The 20,027-nt window shown below is 42.4% G+C and carries 17 protein-coding genes and 1 tRNA gene; 5 read left to right on the top strand and 13 right to left on the bottom strand.

The features are described from left to right. Positions 1 to 95: 95 nt before the first annotated feature. The 3 genes from F0475_RS03895 to F0475_RS03905 form a co-directional block, all read right to left on the bottom strand. Positions 96 to 920: a zinc ribbon domain-containing protein gene (locus tag F0475_RS03895; RefSeq protein ID WP_155715498.1), complete on the bottom strand. Its 825-nt coding sequence runs from the start codon at positions 918 to 920 to the stop codon at positions 96 to 98. Positions 921 to 1,008: 88 nt separating this feature from the next. After that, positions 1,009 to 1,824: a Nif3-like dinuclear metal center hexameric protein gene (locus tag F0475_RS03900; protein ID WP_155715499.1), complete on the bottom strand. Its 816-nt coding sequence runs from the start codon at positions 1,822 to 1,824 to the stop codon at positions 1,009 to 1,011. A gap of 124 nt (positions 1,825 to 1,948) precedes the next feature. Continuing rightward, positions 1,949 to 2,842: a Cbp1 family collagen-binding glycoprotein adhesin gene (locus F0475_RS03905; protein ID WP_155715500.1), complete on the bottom strand. Its 894-nt coding sequence runs from the start codon at positions 2,840 to 2,842 to the stop codon at positions 1,949 to 1,951. A 1,009-nt stretch (positions 2,843 to 3,851) separates the two neighbouring features. Between F0475_RS03905 and F0475_RS03910 the strand changes: the two genes are divergently transcribed. The 3 genes from F0475_RS03910 to F0475_RS03920 all read left to right on the top strand — a co-directional run bounded on the left by F0475_RS03910 (position 3,852) and on the right by F0475_RS03920 (position 6,183). Continuing rightward, positions 3,852 to 4,925, top strand: a complete 1,074-nt coding sequence (locus F0475_RS03910) for an agmatine deiminase family protein (RefSeq protein WP_155715501.1) — start codon at positions 3,852 to 3,854, stop codon at positions 4,923 to 4,925. Between the two features lie 124 nt (positions 4,926 to 5,049). Next, positions 5,050 to 5,934 carry a carbon-nitrogen hydrolase gene (locus F0475_RS03915; protein ID WP_009434924.1) on the top strand — a complete coding sequence of 295 codons (885 nt, stop codon included), beginning with the start codon at positions 5,050 to 5,052 and terminating at the stop codon, positions 5,932 to 5,934. Between the two features lie 175 nt (positions 5,935 to 6,109). Next, positions 6,110 to 6,183 (top strand) — tRNA-Arg (locus F0475_RS03920). A 360-nt stretch (positions 6,184 to 6,543) separates the two neighbouring features. On the opposite strand, the gene F0475_RS11825 is transcribed toward F0475_RS03920, so the two are convergent. The 10 genes from F0475_RS11825 to F0475_RS03970 all read right to left on the bottom strand — a co-directional run bounded on the left by F0475_RS11825 (position 6,544) and on the right by F0475_RS03970 (position 14,897). Continuing rightward, entirely contained in the window at positions 6,544 to 6,681 is a 138-nt protein-coding gene (locus F0475_RS11825; RefSeq protein WP_317163182.1) for a RagB/SusD family nutrient uptake outer membrane protein, read from the bottom strand. Between the two features lie 21 nt (positions 6,682 to 6,702). Beyond that, complete coding sequence (locus F0475_RS03930; protein ID WP_155715503.1) at positions 6,703 to 7,656, bottom strand: hypothetical protein; 954 nt, start codon at positions 7,654 to 7,656, stop codon at positions 6,703 to 6,705. 295 nt (positions 7,657 to 7,951) lie between these two features. Then, positions 7,952 to 8,692 (bottom strand): polyprenol monophosphomannose synthase, encoded by a 741-nt coding sequence (locus F0475_RS03935; RefSeq protein WP_009434859.1) that lies wholly within the window; start codon positions 8,690 to 8,692, stop codon positions 7,952 to 7,954. Positions 8,693 to 8,768: 76 nt separating this feature from the next. Further along, entirely contained in the window at positions 8,769 to 9,596 is an 828-nt protein-coding gene (locus F0475_RS03940; protein ID WP_155715505.1) for a lysophospholipid acyltransferase family protein, read from the bottom strand. Between the two features lie 44 nt (positions 9,597 to 9,640). Further along, the gene (locus tag F0475_RS03945; protein WP_155715507.1) at positions 9,641 to 10,810 is read right to left on the bottom strand and encodes a metallophosphoesterase; all 1,170 of its coding nucleotides are present in this window, start codon (positions 10,808 to 10,810) and stop codon (positions 9,641 to 9,643) included. Continuing rightward, positions 10,807 to 11,646: a vitamin B12 dependent-methionine synthase activation domain-containing protein gene (locus tag F0475_RS03950; protein ID WP_155715509.1), complete on the bottom strand. Its 840-nt coding sequence runs from the start codon at positions 11,644 to 11,646 to the stop codon at positions 10,807 to 10,809. The genes F0475_RS03945 and F0475_RS03950 overlap by 4 nt, the downstream gene beginning before the upstream one ends. Before the next feature lie 8 nt (positions 11,647 to 11,654). Continuing rightward, positions 11,655 to 13,004, bottom strand: a complete 1,350-nt coding sequence (locus tag F0475_RS03955; RefSeq protein ID WP_155715511.1) for a dihydroorotase — start codon at positions 13,002 to 13,004, stop codon at positions 11,655 to 11,657. A 174-nt stretch (positions 13,005 to 13,178) separates the two neighbouring features. Further along, the gene (locus tag F0475_RS03960; protein ID WP_155715513.1) at positions 13,179 to 14,033 is read right to left on the bottom strand and encodes a DUF4369 domain-containing protein; all 855 of its coding nucleotides are present in this window, start codon (positions 14,031 to 14,033) and stop codon (positions 13,179 to 13,181) included. 116 nt (positions 14,034 to 14,149) lie between these two features. Beyond that, entirely contained in the window at positions 14,150 to 14,572 is a 423-nt protein-coding gene (locus F0475_RS03965; RefSeq protein ID WP_155715515.1) for a hypothetical protein, read from the bottom strand. After that, positions 14,556 to 14,897 carry an FtsB family cell division protein gene (locus tag F0475_RS03970; protein WP_273540203.1) on the bottom strand — a complete coding sequence of 114 codons (342 nt, stop codon included), beginning with the start codon at positions 14,895 to 14,897 and terminating at the stop codon, positions 14,556 to 14,558. Before F0475_RS03970 ends, F0475_RS03965 begins: the two co-directional genes overlap by 17 nt. Positions 14,898 to 15,054: 157 nt before the next feature. On the opposite strand from F0475_RS03970, the gene F0475_RS03975 reads away from it, so the two are divergent. Continuing rightward, on the top strand, positions 15,055 to 16,869 hold the full coding sequence (locus tag F0475_RS03975) for a DNA polymerase III subunit gamma/tau (protein WP_155715516.1): 1,815 nt from the start codon (positions 15,055 to 15,057) through the stop codon (positions 16,867 to 16,869). A gap of 313 nt (positions 16,870 to 17,182) precedes the next feature. Next, entirely contained in the window at positions 17,183 to 20,026 is a 2,844-nt protein-coding gene (locus F0475_RS03980) for a putative LPS assembly protein LptD (protein WP_155715518.1), read from the top strand. Position 20,027 lies beyond the last annotated feature (1 nt).

Here is a 20,027-nt window from a genome sequence, read left to right on the forward strand (position 1 = left end):
GAACTGAAAAATCCCTTACCTAAAGCTTCATTGTGCATAGATAAGGGACTTCATTTTATAATTCCATTTTATAGGAATTCAATATCAGACATTATTTAGTCTTCCTCTTCTTCCTTCTTCTTACGGGTTGTTCTACGCTTCTTTGGCTTATCTTCAGTAGGTTTTTCTACCTTCACACCAGCCAACTCTGGATCAATAAGGATACGACCACAATATTCACAGACAATGATTTTCTTGTGCATCTTAACATCTAACTGACGCTGAGGAGGAATCTTGTTAAAGCAACCACCACAAGCATCACGCTGCACGTAAACAATACCCAATCCATTACGAGCTCCACGACGAATGCGTTTGAAACTACGTAACAATCCTGGTTCAATTCTTGTTTCAAGCTCAGCGGACTTCTCTTTCAACAGACCTTCCTCTTCACGTGTCTCCTGCATAATCTCGTCCAGTTCATTACGCTTCTCTTCGAGTGCATGCTGGCGATCCTCCAGTAGAGCACGATTTTCCTCTAAGTCTCTTTGCTTCTCTTCAACCTTATGCTGAGCTTCTTTTATCTTCTTATTACAAAGCTCAATCTCTAAAGTTTGGAACTCTATCTCCTTTGTTAAGGTATCATACTCACGATTGTTTGCAACAGTATCCAACTGCTTGTTGTATCGTTCCAAACTTGCTTGAGCTTCAATGATATCACCTTTCTTCTGAGTGATAGCACTCTGAAAATCCTTTATATCCTGCTCTATCTTCTCTATACGAGTGTGCAAACCTTCCAAATCATCCTCTAAGTCACGTACTTCAAGTGGTAACTCACCACGTAATGCACGCTTCTCATCGATAGCAGAAAGTGTTGTCTGTAACTGGAAAAGGTTCTTTAGCTTCTCCTCTACTGGTAACTCTTTTGGATCTTTCTTTGCCATAGTTCTTATCTTAATTATAATTCAATATTCATTATCAAACCCCATTCCGATGCTTGATTAATTGATTGGATAAACCTACCCAACCCTACTAGAAATAGATAATCGGATTAGTATTTATCTCTGATATACAGCATTTAACACCTGGGGTATCATGTTCTATCACATCTCGAAGTACTTCCGTTGTATATTGCTCGCTCTGGTAATGCCCCATAACACATATCTGTATCTCTTGCTCATGACCAAAGAACTCATGGTATCCCATCTCTCCCGTTATGAAGGCATCGGCACCAGCACCAATGGCATCACGCAACAAGAAAGAACCAGAACCACCACAAATTGCAACATGACGAATCTCTCTACGAAGTAATTCATTGGCTTGAATGCACTCTACATCAAACTTCTTTTTCAGTAAAAGTATCAAATCATCAGCTGCTAATAGTGCTTCAAATTCACCAATAACACCATCACCACCAATTATCGTATCCCCTGTGAGCGGACTAAGCACTTGTTTATTCCGACCAAAGAAATGTGCGTTCCTCAATCCTAGTTTCTCTGCTATCTTGAAGTTCACGCCATTCTCTGCCGAATCAAGATTCGTGTGCATGGCGACGATGGCTATATCGTTCTTAATAGCCTTCATAACCGTACGCTGAACATAATCGGTATCTGACACTTGTGATAACTTACGGAAGATAAGTGGGTGATGTGCAACAATTAGGTTACAACCACGTTGCATTGCCTCCTCCACTACTTTCTCCGTCACGTCAAGGCACAATAAAGCCCCTGATACTTCCGCCTCTGTCAATCCAACTTGCAGACCAGCATTATCATAACTCTCCTGCAAGGGCAAAGGCGCGAACCGTTCAAGGGCATCAATAACTTCCTTTATTTTCACGCTACGCATAAGTTTTAGGCTGCAAAGATAGCAATTTTATTCCATTCTCACAACTCTTATCATACGTTATTTTAGGACTTTATACTAGAGCTGTCGTATCTCACTATCTATCTCCAGGTAGGTTTCAAGCCTCTTACTCCTGTATAATCAAGTAAGGAGACACGTTCCAGAACTTATCCGAATTTGTAATGGTGAGCGTTGAAGTACCATCTTCGTTCGTTGTCAAGGTATAACTTGACTCTGGATTAGGAGATAATATCTTGGGAGATGTCGACTTAATCGTCAACGTTGTTAAGTCCTTCTGATTCGCCTTAATAAAGCTCTCTTCTGTGATATTATTATTGTTTATCTTCTTCGAAAAGAGACTTGTCTTCAAGAGTCCCTTATCTTTCAGCGTCTGCTTATCAGCAATAATATAGAACACTCTCTTTGGTTGTTCCACTTGCTTCACCACCTTTACTCTAGGGCTATTATTACCTGATACAGACATATCATATTTATAGCGCAGGGCTTCAGCACTATTAGATTGATTCAAGACAATGTATTTCAACTGCTCTACACTGACATCTTTCCTACTAGCAACAGCCTCTAGTTCCGCCATGTGATCACTCTTTTCTCTCAACTGAGAAGCTAAGAAGGCTATCGTCTTATAGAGCTTATCTATTGTGGCACTCTTATCAGATGACACCTCTGACTGCTTTTTCTTCTCACTTAATAGCTTATCTATTTGCTTTTGTTTCTCAGCCAACAACGCTCCAAGCCCCTTTATCTGCTGAATAATTTTAGACTTCTTGTTCGCATGCTCAGTAGTCTTACAAAGCATTGCCTCTTGCGATGAGATAAGATCCAAATTATCCGATATTTCGTCTATTGAGGCCGTCAACTGACTTATTGCCTCGTTCTCTCTAGACGGAGGAGTGACATTGACTGCCTCTCGTTTAGGTGCAGGACGCTTCACATCCTCACATGAGGTACATGCGACGAGTCCGGCAAACACTATCAGAGATGATATTCTAATCCGTTTCATTCTGCAAATAAATCTTGTTGCAAAGATACCTTTTTTATACCAAGAAACCGCCGCTCAATATATTAAAAATCCTAATAAAAAGGAAAACTGTTTAAGTTATCTCGCCTGTACAACACGCTTATCTCTTTTCATAACAATGCGCCTCTATCCTCGAGCCAACACTTATCCTCTATGCTTCTAACACTCTCCTTCATGAGGAAATAGATTATTTTTACATGAGTCCTAGACTATTTCCTCCTTGTTTTTAGTCTGTTTTATCTATTATGCAACGCCTTATGCTCACAGGCATCACAATCACGTGTCATACAGAAAGCCTGATATATCTACAAAGGCAGGTGCTTATATTTAAGGTAAAAAGGAATGATAAGATAACAATAAAGTCGAATCAGTGTCCTTAACAGACCATGATTCGACTCTTCTATTATTCTCTCTCAAATCTTATCGATTCTTTTGTAGCTATAAAACTCTTTTTAATTAGAGCTAGCATTACGCTAAGCAAGTTGCTCTACCCATGTTATACTCACTGATAACATTAATCATATAATGGAAGAACTTGCGCGCCATGGATGATTTCTTAATTCTTTGTTTCATAACGTTGTTCCTTTCTTTTTACCTGTTAAACAATCTTTTTCCTTGTGTCTACCTAATGAGATTGATGCCTTATTAATGGTAAATCATCTACCCTGAACTGACATCTCTTATGTCTTGTTTGCGTTTGCAAAGTTAGTACTGTTTGCTATTTCATACGAAGAATAAGCGCATTTAAACATGAAAAAACGGATTTATTTGACTTTCATCAAACTCCTTGATACATATCAAACGACCTAATTGACGTATATCAAGTCATCGATTGACATACATCAAGCACTTACTTGACGTATATCAACGCCCAAGCTACTATAAATGAAACAAACGGATAGCCTATAGCCAACAGAACAAGACATATATACCCCATAAAAAATACAAACGCAAGAACGCCTATCACATTTTCTTTTCTTACCTTTGCAACATGAATACTAACAGACTTCAAGGTGTAAGATTACCTGCTGAATGGGAACAGCAAAGGGCTATCATGCTGATATGGCCACATGAGGACACTGACTGGTGTCCCTATTTGGAGGAGATAACTGAGGTTTATCTTCAGATGGCGAAGGCTATCTCTCGACACGAGAAATTGCTCATAACAGCACGAGACACGGAACTGGTGCAGGACTTATTGACCAAGCATCTCACAGAAGGGCAGATGAAACAGGTAACAATATTTGCCTGCGATAACAATGATACATGGGCACGCGATGTCGCACCCATCACCCTACTCCCTGACACAATAGCGAGCGGAACTGAACAAACGAGCGTCCTTCTCGACTTCTGTTTCAATGGATGGGGAGAGAAGTTTGCTGCCGACAAGGATAATAAGATTAACCAAGCGGTTTACAAGGCGGGGCTTTTCGAAGGAATACTTGTAAGCCATAAGGACTTCGTTCTAGAGGGTGGTTCGATAGAGTGTGATGGCAAGCGCACGCTCTTCACAACAACTGGCTGCCTAATGGCACCTCATCGCAACCAACCTTTGACTAAGGAGGATATTGATCAGAAGTTGCGTTCGTTCTTCCCCAACATCAACCATATTGTATGGTTAGACTACGGTCAATTAGCTGGCGATGATACCGATGGTCACATTGATACTATCGTTCGCATTGCACCTAATGATACGTTATTATATATAAGGTGTGATGACCCTCAAGACGAGCACTATGATGACTTCCAGCATTTGGAGGAGCAGTTGCAGGGATTAAGAACCCCTGAGGGGCAGCCTTATCGACTACTGCCGCTCCCCATGCCAAAGGCTATCTACGATGATGGCGAGCGGCTGCCAGCAACACACGCCAACTTCCTTATTCTCAATGGAGCTGTACTCGTTCCTACTTATAACCAACCCGAAAAGGACAAAAGGGCGATGGAACAAATTCAACTGGCGTTCCCTGACAGAGAGATAATAGGTATTGACAGTAGAACTATCATCCGACAACATGGTTCCATACATTGTTTAACTATGCAACTACCGCTTTCTCCAGCTCTTTAACAGAAGAGAAAAGGCATGGAGAAAGTATTTGTCACACTGTATAATAGTAAGTTAAAAAACAACCCCAACTGCTCCGAAGCAAGCTATTTCACGCTTCGAACAAGTTGGAAAACATATTAAATAGATGAGAGAACTAAAGATTGGTATCTTGCAACAACATAACATTGCGGATACGAAGAAGAATATAGAACGATTGGCAGAGAACATCACTGACCTCGCACAAAGGGGTGCTGAACTAGTGGTATTACAAGAGTTACACAACTCATTATACTTCTGTCAGACGGAGGACGTAAACAACTTCGACTTAGCAGAACCCATACCTGGACCATCAACAGACTTCTATGGTGAGTTGGCACGCAAATTAGGTATCGTGCTTGTTACCTCCCTCTTTGAGAAACGGGCTGCTGGGTTATATCACAACACGGCTGTCGTCATAGAGAAAGACGGAACAATAGCTGGTAAGTATCGTAAGATGCACATTCCCGACGACCCTGCCTACTACGAAAAGTTCTATTTCACACCAGGTGACATCGGTTTCCATCCTATCGACACGAGCGTGGGACGCTTGGGAGTATTGGTTTGTTGGGATCAATGGTACCCTGAGGCAGCCCGCTTAATGGCATTACAAGGCGCAGAAATGCTCATCTACCCCACTGCTATCGGCTATGAAAGTAGTGACACAGAAGCAGAGCAACAACGCCAGCGTGAGGCATGGACAACGGTAATGCGTGGGCACGCAGTGGCTAACGGATTGCCTGTCATCGCCGTTAATCGTGTAGGTCATGAGAGCGATCCAAGCGAACAAACAGGGGGAATTCAGTTCTGGGGAAGTAGCTTCGTGGCTGGTCCACAGGGCGAACTACTCTATCGTGCAAGCGACAATGAGGAGGAGAGCATCATCCTTAACATCGACCTAGACCATAGCGAGCAAGTGCGTCGTTGGTGGCCATTCCTGCGCGATCGCAGGATAGACGAATACAAAGATCTTACGAAGCGATTTATCGATTAATAGGATTAGTGGCTGCTAAAGGATAAGACGAAGAGCCGTTTTAGTATAGTTTTAGGAGAAAGGATTTACAGGAGAAAGCCCTTTCAGAAACCTATAAAAAATCTAAATGCACCCATGTCGGTTTCGGCTTCATTTGGAGTTATCCAAACTTTACAGTACCTTTGCAGCGCTATTAGGCTCCGTAGCTTAGCTGAATAGAGCGTCAGATTCCGGTTCTGAAGGTCTTGGGTTTGAATCCCAACGGAGTCACAACATATCAAGCGGAAGTCCCCTTATCTATCGGGACTTCCGCTTTCTGTTGTTTAGGCGACTATTATCAGGCACAAAAAGTAACACATAGGATGTGATGGAAATGACACATACGTATCACGTCATTGACACGTATGTGTTACAAGGGTTAGCACATACGTGTCAGTCGAGCGACACGTATGTGTCATTTCAAGCATCACATATACGAATCTGGAACGAAGTAGATAGTGCCTTCGCTGAGATATTAGCCTTAGCACTACCATCAGCAAGTATGAGGCTGTTTCCGTCTGTGCCGATAAACTTAGGACTTTGATATAGATATGTTCAGAAGTTCACACCCGCAATTTGATAGTTCTTCACCTAATCCAATGATGCCCAACGTATCAAATCGTCATTACACATACCCTCTCCTGCGAACTCACGGCGACGCTCACGGCGAATAGAATAAAGCGTTGCGTCAACAGGATGACCAGCAGAGATTTCCCAAAGACAAGGTATCTATTACGAATCTCACCGACCTTATTTCTGCTTACGTCTATGCGCTAGATAGGTTTCTTTCCCAGGAAAGTGAGGGGTATCGAGAGAGTTTTCCATACAGTAAAATACCACTCGACGATTGAAGACAACGAAGCTAGGTTGATTATTAAGTTCGCTGATTAACGAGTCAGTGAGGGGCTTATCATATAATTGATAATAAAAGACATCTTGCCCTTTGCGCCCATATTCGATCTCTGTGCAGTCCCCATACCCATCATTATTACCAATGTTTAAACCTCGATAATCCATCTCCCGCAGTGCAAAACGGATGGAATCCAGGCGCTCAACACTAAGTCCTATCTTCTTTAACTCCCTATTCTTTACGTTATCAGTGACCCCGTTGTCTGGCTCAAAATTCACATCTACCTTCGAGTTAACGCCCCAGTCCGTAATCTCTCCATTATTCGAATACTCCACGGAGAACCCTGTACTATCCGGCAACCAACCTTTTGTAACTGCGATCAAACGTCTTATCTCTGTTTGATGCGCCTTATAATCAGTTTCCATCGCCTCGGGTGTACAACTTTTCTGTGGCAGAATAGCCAAGACCAAGACACATATTACTTGCAAGAGATTGATAATGTGTAATCCAAGAAACACCTTATTTATATATAACTCACGATGAACTATAACCTGAACAACGGATATAACATAAATAACAAGCACAGGGATTGCTACAAACCATGTGACGACAATAAACCAAACTATCCAACTCAGATTATCCTCAGGATCGTCTTCACCAACAAAGCACAGCATGACGAAGAATAGAAACAACGTAACAACTGCTAACGACATCATGCGTAGAGATGACCAGAAGAAGCCTTTCCAATTCCGCCTATAAGCATCTTCCGGATTAGTAACCTCCTTATGATAACTTAGAAGAAAGCCTATACCAAGGAGAAGAAAAGCGAGCAAAAAGATTATAACTGTTATCATACGATGATTAATTAAGTGGTAAAACGCTTGATACGAATAGTTGGTAAGAATAAGCAGATGATCCCTCTTGAATCAAAGAGAGCCTCTCCTTGCATTAAGGAGAGGCTCTTCTCATATCAAGAAAACGCCCCCTTCCCATGCAAGAGAGCGTTTCTTTGTGTGCAGTATTGCTTTTGTAGCTAACAAGACTATACCTCGCAACACATTAACCTGCCCCTTTCTTTCCTGCAAATATCTATTTTGTGAGAGAGTCCTACCCGTTCAGGGAGGATAGGTGAGGCTTGTCTTATTACTATTAAGCCTTCGGATACTTCTTAAACCAACCGTCAAGACGGAGGCGCATAACGCCGAAGAAGGCTTCAGAGAATATACCACCACTCATCTTACTAACGCCCTCACGACGATTAACAAAGATGACTGGTACCTCTTTAATCTTAAAGCCTATCTTGTAAGAAGTGTACTTCATCTCTATCTGGAAAGCATATCCTTTAAACCTAATATCATCTAATGGGATAGTTTCCAACACCTTTCTACGATAGCAAACGAAGCCTGCTGTGGTGTCATGAACATGGAATCCCGTCACTGTCTGTACATATTTACTAGCGAAATAGCTCATCAGCACGCGCCCAATAGGCCAATTAACAACATTCACCCCACTAACATAACGAGACCCAACAGCGACATCATAGCCTTCATCATGCGTTGCAGCATAAAGACGAGGGAGGTCGTTTGGATCATGACTAAAGTCGGCATCCATCTCAAAGATATAATCATAACCATGCTCCAAAGCCCACTTAAAGCCTGTAATATAAGCTGTTCCTAGTCCTAACTTACCAGTACGCTCGATAATAAACAATCGGTCAGAACAACCATTGTTTATCAATCGATGAACAATCTGCGCAGTGCCATCTGGACTTCCATCATCAATTACCAAGACATGAAAGAACTTATCCAAATTGAATACAGCATGGATAATCTTCTCTATATTCTCCTTCTCGTTATAGGTCGGTATGATTACTATACTATCGCTTGTCATAGGTTTTGTTTTTGTGCAAAAGTAGTATATTTATCTGAATGAAGCAAATAATCGAATAAAAACCAGTAGTCAGTTATTACTGATCTGGGTTATCTATAAATCCTTGATACTTATCTTCTAGCCCAGACATGACTGCTTTATACGCCTCAACCATAGTTTGCTTCTCAAACTCCGAACCCTTTCCCTTAGGCTGAATAGGTTCATGAATCGTTAAACGAAGTCTATTCCATACGGGGAAGTTCCAGTCTTTTGTTCGTGGCATAACGTCGAATGAACCATTAATAGTAATTGGGCATACTGGTAATTGCAGCTCATCAGCAAGCATAAAAGCTCCTCGGCGGAAGTGAGCCATATGACCAGTAAAGCTGCGCGCACCCTCTGGAAACACCACTACTGACATCCCCTCGCGTAGCGTCTGACGTGCTTCATCGTATGTCTTCTTTATCTTGCTCGCCCCACTCTTATCTACAAAGATGTGGTGAGCCTGCTCACATGCAAGTCCAATGAGCGGTATCTTGCGGATAGCCTTCTTCATCATCCATTTGAAGTTACGCCCTAAGAAACCATAAATAAGGAAGATGTCGAATGCTCCTTGATGGTTACTAACAAAGACATAACTCTGTTTGGGGTCTAAGTGTTCACGCCCTTCTACCTTTACAGGGAGGAACAATAAGCGAATAGTAAACCATGACCACCACTTTCCAGGATAGTATCCCCAGAAGTGCCCATTGCCTAATCGACAGCCAATCGTCGTTATTAAGGCTGTGAGAATAGAGGCAAGTATGAAAAGAGGAAGTACGATACATAATGTATAGAGGTCGTACAGAAGTGTTCCCATCAACGCAAAGAAGGATGGGTGATGAATAGTGTGTTTTGTGTGTCGTTGTAATGTCGAATTGCCCATAAGATAATTCTTTATTGCTTTCTTTTATTGTTTGTTACTCGTTATTACTTCGTATGTAACGTTATTACTGTTACTTCATTTGGCATATTAAGACGGAAAGGGACGAGCCCACCAAGCCCCGCTGTGACATAGAGATAACGCCCGTCTTGCTCGTAGAGTCCATGATCTTCATGTTGTCTGAGGCTTGTTGGTCGCCATCCAAAGAGCTGCATCTGTCCGCCATGAGTGTGCCCAGAGAGCGTTAATTGGGCTGTCGTTTGAGGCAAGATAGAACGTTTCCAGGCAGAAGGGTCATGTTGCAACATAATGACGAATGCCCCTTTAGGAATACCCATGGTCGCTTTCTTATAATTAGAATAGTTCGGGAATGGTGGCTTCCCATCATTCTCCGTACCACAGATATATATATCCTCACCCTTTGGTGAGCATATTATCACATTCTGATTACGCAAGAGTGTCCATCCCAAGCCCTTCTCTTCCTCCTTGACAAGCCTCATCTCTTGTACAATCTTCTCTTTCTTACTGCCTACGATATACTCCGTATAGTCATGATTACCCAACACAGAGATGGTACGCGACATCGGTTTACGAATGACCGCTTGCATTGCCTCCACCTCTTGTGGGCGCATATTCTGTATGTCACCAGTAAAACAAATAAGGTTAGCGTGCTGCTTTTCTATGCTATCCATCTCTGCTTTCAATATCTTCTCACGCCATCCATTAAAGGTTCCGAGATGCAAATCAGATACATGTACAATGCGATAGCCATTGAAGGAGGCAGGTAGATTCTTAAAAGATAGGTCGATGTGGTTTACTTTAATTGCTGATACACCAGCTGTAAGCCCATAGACATACACACCAAAAGCACCCACGCCCAATAGAACTCCTATGTAATGCCCCCAGTTACGAGGCGTGTGTGTGATATACTTACGCATTATCCAACCCAAGAAAGAACTAATAGCAAAGATTGTCTTTGGCACGACGAACATTCCAAGGAGGAATAGATAAGTGTTCAACCAAGTGAGGTCTACTGGTGCAAAGTTGCGTATTGAAGCCAACAAACAAGTATAGACAACCATACCAATGCAGGGTATCCACCATAGAAGGCGCTGCCACCAAGTCACGTGATAACGCTTTCGGAAATAGTGCATATCGATGTACAAATCCGAAAGAACTATCATTAAGAGGAGGTATATCACAATTCTTGCTATCATCTCTTTAGTAGATTGGCACTTAAAAAAGTCCTTACTTTCTCTATGGGGAGCCCTCGCCGATGTGCATAGTCTTGTAGTTGTTCCTCATCAATCTTACCTAAATCAAAGTAACAAGCCTTCGGATGAGCGAACATAAAGCCTGATACACTTGCATGAGGTATCATCATTCCTGTTTCGGTAAGCCTTATCCCAATCCCTTTCATATCTAAATTACGTTCAAGAAGGAAGTTCACACTTGTGTCAGGAAGTGACGGATAACCTATTGCAGGGCGTATTCCTTGATACTTCTCGGCATAGAGTTCAGCAATAGTAAGCTGCTCATCAGGTGCATACCCCCAATACTTCCGCCTCACCTCTTCGTGCATTCTCTCTGCCGTAGCCTCTGCCAATCTATCAGATAGGGTTTGAGACAACATGTGAAGATAAGTATCAGCTTCGTTATCAGTGGTTATTGCTTGATCAACAGAGGTAGCAAAGAGACCAACAGTATCAGTTATTCCCGAAGAAAGCGGGCGCACAAAGTCAGCAAGGCACAAGTTGGGTTTACCCTCCTTCACCCTTTGCTGACGCAACATAGGGGTACGAGTTCCATTGATAAGGAGGTCATCTCCATCGCTATTAGCCTCACAAAGCGCAAAGACTGCACGTGTGTGATATTGCCCTTCCATACTTGCCAACATGGCTTCAGCATCTTGCTTCAATTCCTGCTGCGCATCTTTTGCCTTGCCATTCATCGACCAGGCATAATAGAAGTAAGGCCAATTAATATAAGGTGTAATGTCACTTATGTTGTAAGTGAGTATCTTACTCTTATTATCAGCTGGGCTTTCTTTCATATTCGGAATTATTTTGTGTTGCGGAAAGAGAGCCTCTCCCCTCTCGTTGTTGTGTCTAATTTGCCATTATCCAACAGGTGGTGTCCATTGCAGAAGGTGTGTATTACCTTCCATTGAAACGTGTGTCCCATCATTGGACTCCACTTACATTTACTCTGTATGCACGCTTCGTCTACTGTCCATGATTGATGCGGTTGAACAATCGTAACATCTGCTTTGTAGCCTTCTCGTAGATATCCACGCTTGTCTATCTCGAATAACTGCGCAGGAGCATGCGCCATTAACTCAACCAGTCGTTCGATGGTTAGAACGCCATTATCCACCAGTTCCAACATAGAAACCAGTGAGAACTGGAGCATGGGCATACCCGAAGCAGCCTTGGCACAGCCTCCTTGCTTTTGAGAAAGAAGGTGAGGGGCATGATCAGTACCGATTGTTGTAATACGACCAGACATGAGTGCTTGTTGAATAGCAGCACGATCAGCTGGTTTCTTAACAGATGGATTGCATTTGATTAGTGCGCCTTTCGTAAGATAATCCTCGTTGGAAAAGATGATGTGAGCAATCACTGCCTCTAGAGTTATGCGCCCCTCATCTTCTGGATGACCTGCAAAAGAAAGTTCTTTAGCCGTAGAAACGTGTGCAATGTGAAGCTGTGTCTTGTATTTCCTAGCAAGTTCAACAGCTAAGGAAGACGACTGACAGCAAGCCTCCTCACTGCGGATTTCCCAATGATGGGTAATGTCCGGGTCTTCTCCAAAGCGTTCTTTAGCTGCCTTCATATTCTGGTTTATGATACCAGAGTCCTCACAATGCGTCATAACAGGAAGCCCCAAAGAGGCTGCAACACGGAAGGTTGCCTCTAAGGAATCACGTTGGTCTACCAGCATATTCCCCGTTGAAGCCCCCATAAAGAGCTTTATTCCTGGAATGGAGTGGACATCTAATTGCTCAAATAACTTGCTATTCGCATTCGTAGCACCAAAGAAGAAACTATAGTTAACGTGACTTGACTTCGCAGCACGCGCCCACTTATCTTCCAAAGCCACTATAGTTGTGGTCTGGGGATTAGTATTTGGCATATCAAAATAGGATGTCACACCACCGAAAGCAGCCGCCCTACTCTCGCTCTCGAGGTCTGCCTTCTCTGTAAGCCCTGGTTCACGGAAGTGTACATGACTATCAATAACACCTGGCAAGACGAAACATCCCGTGGCATCGACTACCTCGTCAAATGTGCCACGGGCTGTTAGATTACCTTTAATAATATCTTTGATACAATCATCCTCTATGATTATTGAGCCGAGAAAACTTCGACCTTCGTTGACGATAGTACCGCCTTGAATAAGTCTCCGCATATAATTATAAATGTTTTAAGGGGTTTCGTTGAGAATAAAGTGAGCCTCTATCGAGTCTTCCAAACCATCTATCTCTAATACTCAAAGCACTCTCCACAACTGTAATCATTCGTTATCACTATTGTGACAATCCGTTATCACCCTTGTGATACTCAATTATCACTATTGTGATAATTACTTTGGAATAGAGTCGCCTGCCATCTCTGCTGGTGTAGGAGGAGCCGTTGAAGCATTTGGCGTAGTACCTGGCGCATCGTTCATCGGTACATTTGCGGGTTCAGCCATACCATTCATCTCCTTTTGAGCCTGCAAGAAATCAGCGTAGAAAGTCTTTATCTCGGGGTTATTCTTAAAGTTATCTGTTGCCTTTGTCATGATGAACTCGACCCAAGAAGGTAGTTGATTAACAGCATTAGCATACATATAATCATTCATCCAAACAGGGTAAGCATCAGGCGTAGTATCGTATGATATACGTGTCATAAAGCACCACGGACCTAACACGTTATCAAAGTTTTCAGTCACAAACTTGGTGAATAACTTGTCACTCTTTGCGTACACGCCTAGTGCCTTCTTAATAAGTCGGGCATTGATAGTCTCCTCGTCGTGTCCATTTAGTATTGCGGCACTCTCCTCATGATCGATCTCTCCATACTGATTTCGTAGTTGAGTAAACTTCGTCCAGAAGTCGTTTAACTTATCATTCAATGGTGTTCCGCTAACGCGTTGTTGGGTATTATCCAGTTTAACGACTATATCTCCACCTTCAATAACAACGGGGAATTGAAGGTTAACATCATCCATAAAGACTTGCGCCACCCTAACAGAATCGATCGTACCATGGAATGAGAATTGTCCATGAACGACGTCACATGAATCTAAATTAACCAATGAGTCCGCCTTATCTACCTTGAGATAGAGCTTCCGACCATCTAAACTTGAGACGTTGGAAGTACCTTGTATATTGAAAGAACTTCCACAAGAAGTGCAAGCGATAAGCGTTAAAAGTGCGTAAAGAACTTTATTCATAGGTCATTCAACTGGTTCTGTTTTGACAAAAGTACAACGTATAATTGATGCCAAGAAACATTTTTATTCAAATTAAAACTATCTATTCCTCTTTTAGACTTTTTTAGTTACTAACCCTATTGGAGTTCCTTTTTAAGCTCATAACTAATACGATGTGAGGTGTACATCTCTAGGATTGCTGAGATTAAAAGAAGTATCACCCAATTATGATGAAAGACATTCACGTAAGTGGTATAACCCTCAGCTGTATTAGAGAATACAGGGCGAAGGAACATATAAGAGTCCTCCACCATGAAGAAGCCAGCAATTATAAAGCCAAAGCCAGCAATAGTCATAATCTTACGTAAGCGACGAATAGTCAGTGAAGAACCGTCATATCGTTGACGTGACTGCATTAAGACGAAAGCAAGAGCACCGATAAGCATTATCCAACATGCCACGTGTTGAATAATGAAAAAGGCGTAGAGCCCTGCACCTGCAACCATCATTATTCCACCAAGAAGATAGATTATTGATTCAAGTTTACTCAGTTGTCTCATACTTTTGGGTATTATCTGGCTGTTCATCATCGCTTAGCACGAAGATATCCTCATCTTCAGTCTTCATGAAATAACGCTCCCTTGCGATGCGAGCAATCGCTTTCGGGTCACGCTTTAAGTCCTTTAGTTGTTGGGTATCATGATGATATTGCCTATCATACTTTTGGATTTCTGCCTTCAAGTCTTTAATCTGGTAGGCATATTCAATACGCTTCATAAAGCTATTCTCATCCAAGACTCCTACAATGAGAACGCCCAAGAGGATAACAATATGAAACTTGAACCGACTTAGAAAGCCAAGTATATGTCCAGTAATCTTGCTCACTTATTACTCAATTTTGTGCAAAAGTAAGGAAAAGATTGCACATGTTGGCATATAGCAAACAGATTTTTAGCAAATTAACAATTTAATATCTATGCTCTAAGAGCGTCTTTTCTCAACTTTTATTACCTTTGCATCACGAATTAGAAAAGTATGATTTATGGATGAATATATCGTCTCAGCGCGTAAGTATCGACCGATGTCCTTCGACTCTGTCGTGGGTCAACAGGCTTTGACCACCACGCTGAAGAATGCTGTAAAAAGTGGCAAATTGGCTCATGCCTATCTCTTTTGTGGACCGCGAGGAGTGGGTAAGACAACTTGTGCACGTATCTTCGCTAAGGCTATCAACTGCGAGAATCCCACCAATGAGGGTGAGGCTTGCAATGAATGTGAGAGCTGTAAAGCCTTTGCCGAAGGGCGCAGTTACAACATATTTGAGCTTGATGCAGCAAGTAACAACTCGGTTGAGAACATCAAGACGCTTATGGAGCAGACCCGCATACCACCGCAGGTTGGACGCTACAAAGTGTTTATCATCGATGAGGTTCATATGTTATCAACAGCTGCCTTTAACGCATTTCTCAAGACATTGGAGGAACCTCCTGCACACGTAATCTTCATCCTTGCAACCACTGAAAAGCATAAGATCTTACCAACCATATTGTCTCGTTGCCAGATATATGACTTCGAACGCATGACAGTTCCTAATATCATCAACCACTTAAAGGCCGTTGCTGAGAAAGAGAACATACAATATGATGAGCAAGCTCTCAATATCATCGCAGAGAAAGCAGATGGCGGTATGCGTGATGCTCTCTCTATCTTCGATCAAGCAGCAAGTTTCTCACAAGGCAATATCACCTACCAAAAAGTGATAGAAGACCTCAATGTGCTTGATGAAGACAATTATTTCAACATCATCAATCTTGCTCTTGAGAATAAGGTAAGCGACATTATGGTTCTTCTGAACAATGTTATCAACAAAGGTTTTGATGGTGGTCACCTCATCAACGGACTTGCTTCGCACGTTCGCAACGTATTAATGGCAAAAGATGTACAAACTCTACCATTATTAGAGGTTAGCGAACAACAACGCAAACGATACCAAGAACAGGCGCAGAAGTGCCCTACTCTCTTCCTATACAACGCTTTGAAGATTATGAACCAATGTGATGTTGAATATCGACAAAGCTCTAATAAGCGGTTACTCGTTGAGCTCACGCTCATTCAAGTAGCACAAATCACACAGAAGGATGATGATGTCCCAGCCTCGGGGCGTAGCCCTAAACGATTAAAATCCCTGTTTAAGAATCTTATTGTAAAGGCTCAACAGAAACCGACTCAGCAGGTGGTTGGGAGCCTTAGACATCATCATGAGGCGTCTCACAAGTCAACTGACAACGAGACTCCTGTAACCATTGCGCCCTCTTCTAACAACTCTACCGAAGCATTAACAACCAATCAGAGTGGTACAGCCGTCGTCACCCATGGTTTACCTACATCGATCAACTTAGGAGGAATGGGGCTTTCGGTCAGCAACTTACTCAAAGGAGAAGAACGTAAAAACACCAATGCCAACGAGCCAGAAGTAACCAACAAAGAGGAGAAAGAGGAGTTTTCTCAACAAGAACTCATCGTACAATGGCGTGCAATGTGTAAACGTATGCCTAACGGAATGCAAGCTCTTGCACAGCGCATGGGCAATATCACCCCTACAATAACAGCTTTCCCGAATATTCAGATACTTGCTGAAAACAATATCCAACTCAGTGAGTTGCTACCTATCAAGGCTCGTCTCCGAGCTACATTGGCTAAGTATCTGCATAATGGACAGCTTGAGGTGGACATTAGACTTGCCAAACAAGAAGAGATAAAGCCAATGCTTACACCTCATCAAGAACTCGAGAAACTCAAAAAAGAGAATCAACCCGTATTGAGACTCATTGAGGCTCTATCGTTGGATTTGGCTTAGAACAGTTTAGTTGGCATTCCTCTCAATAGTGCAACACTCTTACTAGGGCTAGAGATAATAAAAGACTGAAAAGAAGAAGAGCCTTTCTTATCATTAAAGAGAGGCTTTCTTCATAGCAAAGAAACGCCTTCCTTAAATAAAGGAAAGTACTTCTTCGATTATGACTAACAATCAACAGGTTTAGAGACTGACAAAAGTAGCATAATTAGTCAGCATGGGTAACATCTCACAAGACTGCTAAATAGAAACGTTAAAATAGCGTAATGATATTTGAATTCACCATTATTTCTGTACTTTTGCATGGTTTTAGGCAATGAGAAATAAGAGCATTATACTCCTACTATCGTTCGTCATCGTGTGTGCGATGGCAAGTGTTCGTATGCCAGTACCACAACCTAAGAAAGCAAAGAAGGTTAAGGGTAATGTCATTGCAGTGGACAGCTTGCTAAGAGGCAACGCTGGGAACGATGAGAAAAAGGTTGAAGGAAACGCACAAGATACCACGAAGATGGACTCTCTTCAGTTGGCTATCTATCACCATAACAAGGCTATTGATGATTCGATTAGGGCTGATAGCATTATGAAATCACGCTCAAATGGAATCAACTCTCCAGTTACTTATTCTGCACAGGACTCTTTGGTCTATGATGCCAGCACGGGAACTGCCTACTTATACGGCGGTTCTAAGGTTGATTATGAGAATATGAAGCTGGCGAGCGATAAGGTGTTTATGAATCTAGACAGCAGTTTGGTGCGTGCAACGGGTACTCCCGACTCAACGGAAGAGGGTGGAATCAAAGGAAAACCACTCTTTACTATGGGCAAAGATGAGTACAAGAGTGACACAATGGCCTTCAACTTCAAATCAAAGAAAGGCTTGATTAAAGGTGTCTACACTGCACAACAGGATGGTTTCCTTAGTGGTGAGGTGGGCAAAAGAGACTCTACTGGGGTCATATACTTACAACATGGACGCTATACAACGTGTGATGACCCTCATCCGGACTTCTATATTGCACTCTCAAGAGCCAAGGTTCGACCAGGAAAGGATGTTGTCTTTGGTCCAGCTTACCTAGTAGTAGCTGACATTCCATTGCCTTTAGCCATTCCTTATGGATTCTTCCCCTTCTCAAAGAAATACTCTAGTGGATTCATCATGCCTAATTATGGAGATGAAAGTAACCGCGGTTTCTATCTTCGTGATGGTGGTTATTACTTCGCAATAAGTGATAAGTGGGACTTAAAACTGTTGGGGGAAATCTATACCAAAGGCTCTTGGGGACTATCAGCAGCCAGCAACTACCGCAAACGTTATCGTTATTCGGGTTCGTTCCTGTTTAGTTATCAAGATTCAAAGACAGGTGATAAGGGCTTACCAGACTACTCCGAACAGGAGAGCTTTAAGATTCAATGGAACCATAGACAGGATCCGAAAGCGAATCCATACAGCTCTCTTGCTGCCAGCGTGAACTTTGCGACGTCAAGTTATGAGCGCAACAACCTCAATAGCTTATACAACCCACAGACCTTAACTCAGTCTACTCGTACGTCTTCTGTTAGCTGGAGTACAAATTTCTCAAGTATAGGCTTGTCACTAAGTGCTACCACAAACCTATCGCAGAACATGCGTGATAACACCATACAAATGACCCTCCCCGACTTGAATATCAGCCTAAGTCGCTTCTATCCATTCAAACGGAAGCATGCTGTGGGTAAGGAGCGTTGGTATGAGAAAGTATCTATGAGCTATACTGGACAGTTATCTAACTCGATCACAACTAACGAGGATAAACTATTGCACTCGAACCTCTTTAAGGACTGGCGGAACGGCTTCCAACATACGATTCCAGTACAGGCTAACTTCACCTTATTTAATTATATCAACGTCACACCATCGTTCAATCTCGTTGACCGAATGTATTCAAAGAAGGTGAATCGCTCGTGGGATGCAATCCATCAGACGGAGGTGAAAGATACAACATACGGTTTCCACAATGTTTATAATTGGAGAATGAGCGTTGGAGCAAGTACGAAGTTATATGGTTTCTGGAAGCCTAATCGTAAGCTATTTGGCGATAAGATCCAAGCAATCCGACACGTCATCACCCCTCAAATCTCATTCTCTTATTCGCCTAACTTCGGCTCTCGTCATTATGGTTACTACGATAGTTACCAGTACACAGACGCGAGCGGTAACGTGAAACTCGTTGAGTATTCTCCTTACCAAGAGGAGCTTTATAGCGTACCAGGAAAGACCAAAACGGAGATGATTTCATGGGACGTTAGCAACAATCTGGAGATGAAGATCAAGAGTGACAAGGACTCTACTGGATTTAAGAAGATTAGTCTCATTGACGAGTTGGGAGCGACGATGTCTTACAATGCAGCAACCAACTTCCATCGTTGGAGTGACCTAGGTGTACGCCTCCGATTGAAGTGGTGGAAGAATTACACATTCTCTATGAATGCCCAATTCGCTACTTATGCATATGAGTTAGATGCTAGTGGCAAACCATACGTTGGTAACCACACAGAATGGGGATATGGTCGCTTACCTCGATTCCAAGGTATGTCGCAGAACTTCTCATTCACTCTTAACCCAGAGAAATTGCGTAAGTGGTTCGGACATAAGGATGATAAGGACGACAACAAGGTTTCAGAAGGAAGCGATGGACCAGATACCAACATCGAATCGAACATGGATGACGACCTCGAAAAAGGTAAATATGCAGCCAAGAAGAAGCGTGGTAACATCGCAGAAACAGATGAGAACGGTTACATGAGATTTAATATGCCTTGGTCATTAACCATTGGTTATGGTATCACAATGCGTGAGAATACGGGTGGAAAGTTCAATACTAAGACCATGCGTTACCCTTATAAGTTCACACAGACATTGAATGTCTCAGGGAATATTCGTATCAGTGACGGATGGAATATCAACTTCTCTAGTGGCTATGATTTCGAGAATCACGCCATGAGTATGACAACTGCTAGTCTGTCTCGCGACCTTCACTGCTTCAATATGAGTGCGTCAGTTGTATTGGCACCTTACACCTCTTACAACTTTACTTTCCGTTGTAACGCATCAACACTAACGGATGCCTTGAAGTATGATAAGCGTAGTGGTATCACCAGGACAATACAATGGTACTAAG

This window comes from Prevotella vespertina (genome assembly GCF_009728485.1).
Classification (GTDB): domain Bacteria; phylum Bacteroidota; class Bacteroidia; order Bacteroidales; family Bacteroidaceae; genus Prevotella; species Prevotella vespertina.

Coding starts and splice junctions, on each gene's coding strand:
- F0475_RS03895 (WP_155715498.1), bottom strand. CDS start 920: ATGGCAAAGAAAGATCCAAAAGAGTTACCAGTAGAGGAGAAGCTAAAG.
- F0475_RS03900 (WP_155715499.1), bottom strand. CDS start 1,824: ATGCGTAGCGTGAAAATAAAGGAAGTTATTGATGCCCTTGAACGGTTC.
- F0475_RS03905 (WP_155715500.1), bottom strand. CDS start 2,842: ATGAAACGGATTAGAATATCATCTCTGATAGTGTTTGCCGGACTCGTC.
- F0475_RS03910 (WP_155715501.1), top strand. CDS start 3,852: ATGAATACTAACAGACTTCAAGGTGTAAGATTACCTGCTGAATGGGAA.
- F0475_RS03915 (WP_009434924.1), top strand. CDS start 5,050: ATGAGAGAACTAAAGATTGGTATCTTGCAACAACATAACATTGCGGAT.
- F0475_RS03930 (WP_155715503.1), bottom strand. CDS start 7,656: ATGATAACAGTTATAATCTTTTTGCTCGCTTTTCTTCTCCTTGGTATA.
- F0475_RS03935 (WP_009434859.1), bottom strand. CDS start 8,692: ATGACAAGCGATAGTATAGTAATCATACCGACCTATAACGAGAAGGAG.
- F0475_RS03940 (WP_155715505.1), bottom strand. CDS start 9,596: ATGGGCAATTCGACATTACAACGACACACAAAACACACTATTCATCAC.
- F0475_RS03945 (WP_155715507.1), bottom strand. CDS start 10,810: ATGATAGCAAGAATTGTGATATACCTCCTCTTAATGATAGTTCTTTCG.
- F0475_RS03950 (WP_155715509.1), bottom strand. CDS start 11,646: ATGAAAGAAAGCCCAGCTGATAATAAGAGTAAGATACTCACTTACAAC.
- F0475_RS03955 (WP_155715511.1), bottom strand. CDS start 13,004: ATGCGGAGACTTATTCAAGGCGGTACTATCGTCAACGAAGGTCGAAGT.
- F0475_RS03960 (WP_155715513.1), bottom strand. CDS start 14,033: ATGAATAAAGTTCTTTACGCACTTTTAACGCTTATCGCTTGCACTTCT.
- F0475_RS03965 (WP_155715515.1), bottom strand. CDS start 14,572: ATGAGACAACTGAGTAAACTTGAATCAATAATCTATCTTCTTGGTGGA.
- F0475_RS03975 (WP_155715516.1), top strand. CDS start 15,055: ATGGATGAATATATCGTCTCAGCGCGTAAGTATCGACCGATGTCCTTC.
- F0475_RS03980 (WP_155715518.1), top strand. CDS start 17,183: ATGAGAAATAAGAGCATTATACTCCTACTATCGTTCGTCATCGTGTGT.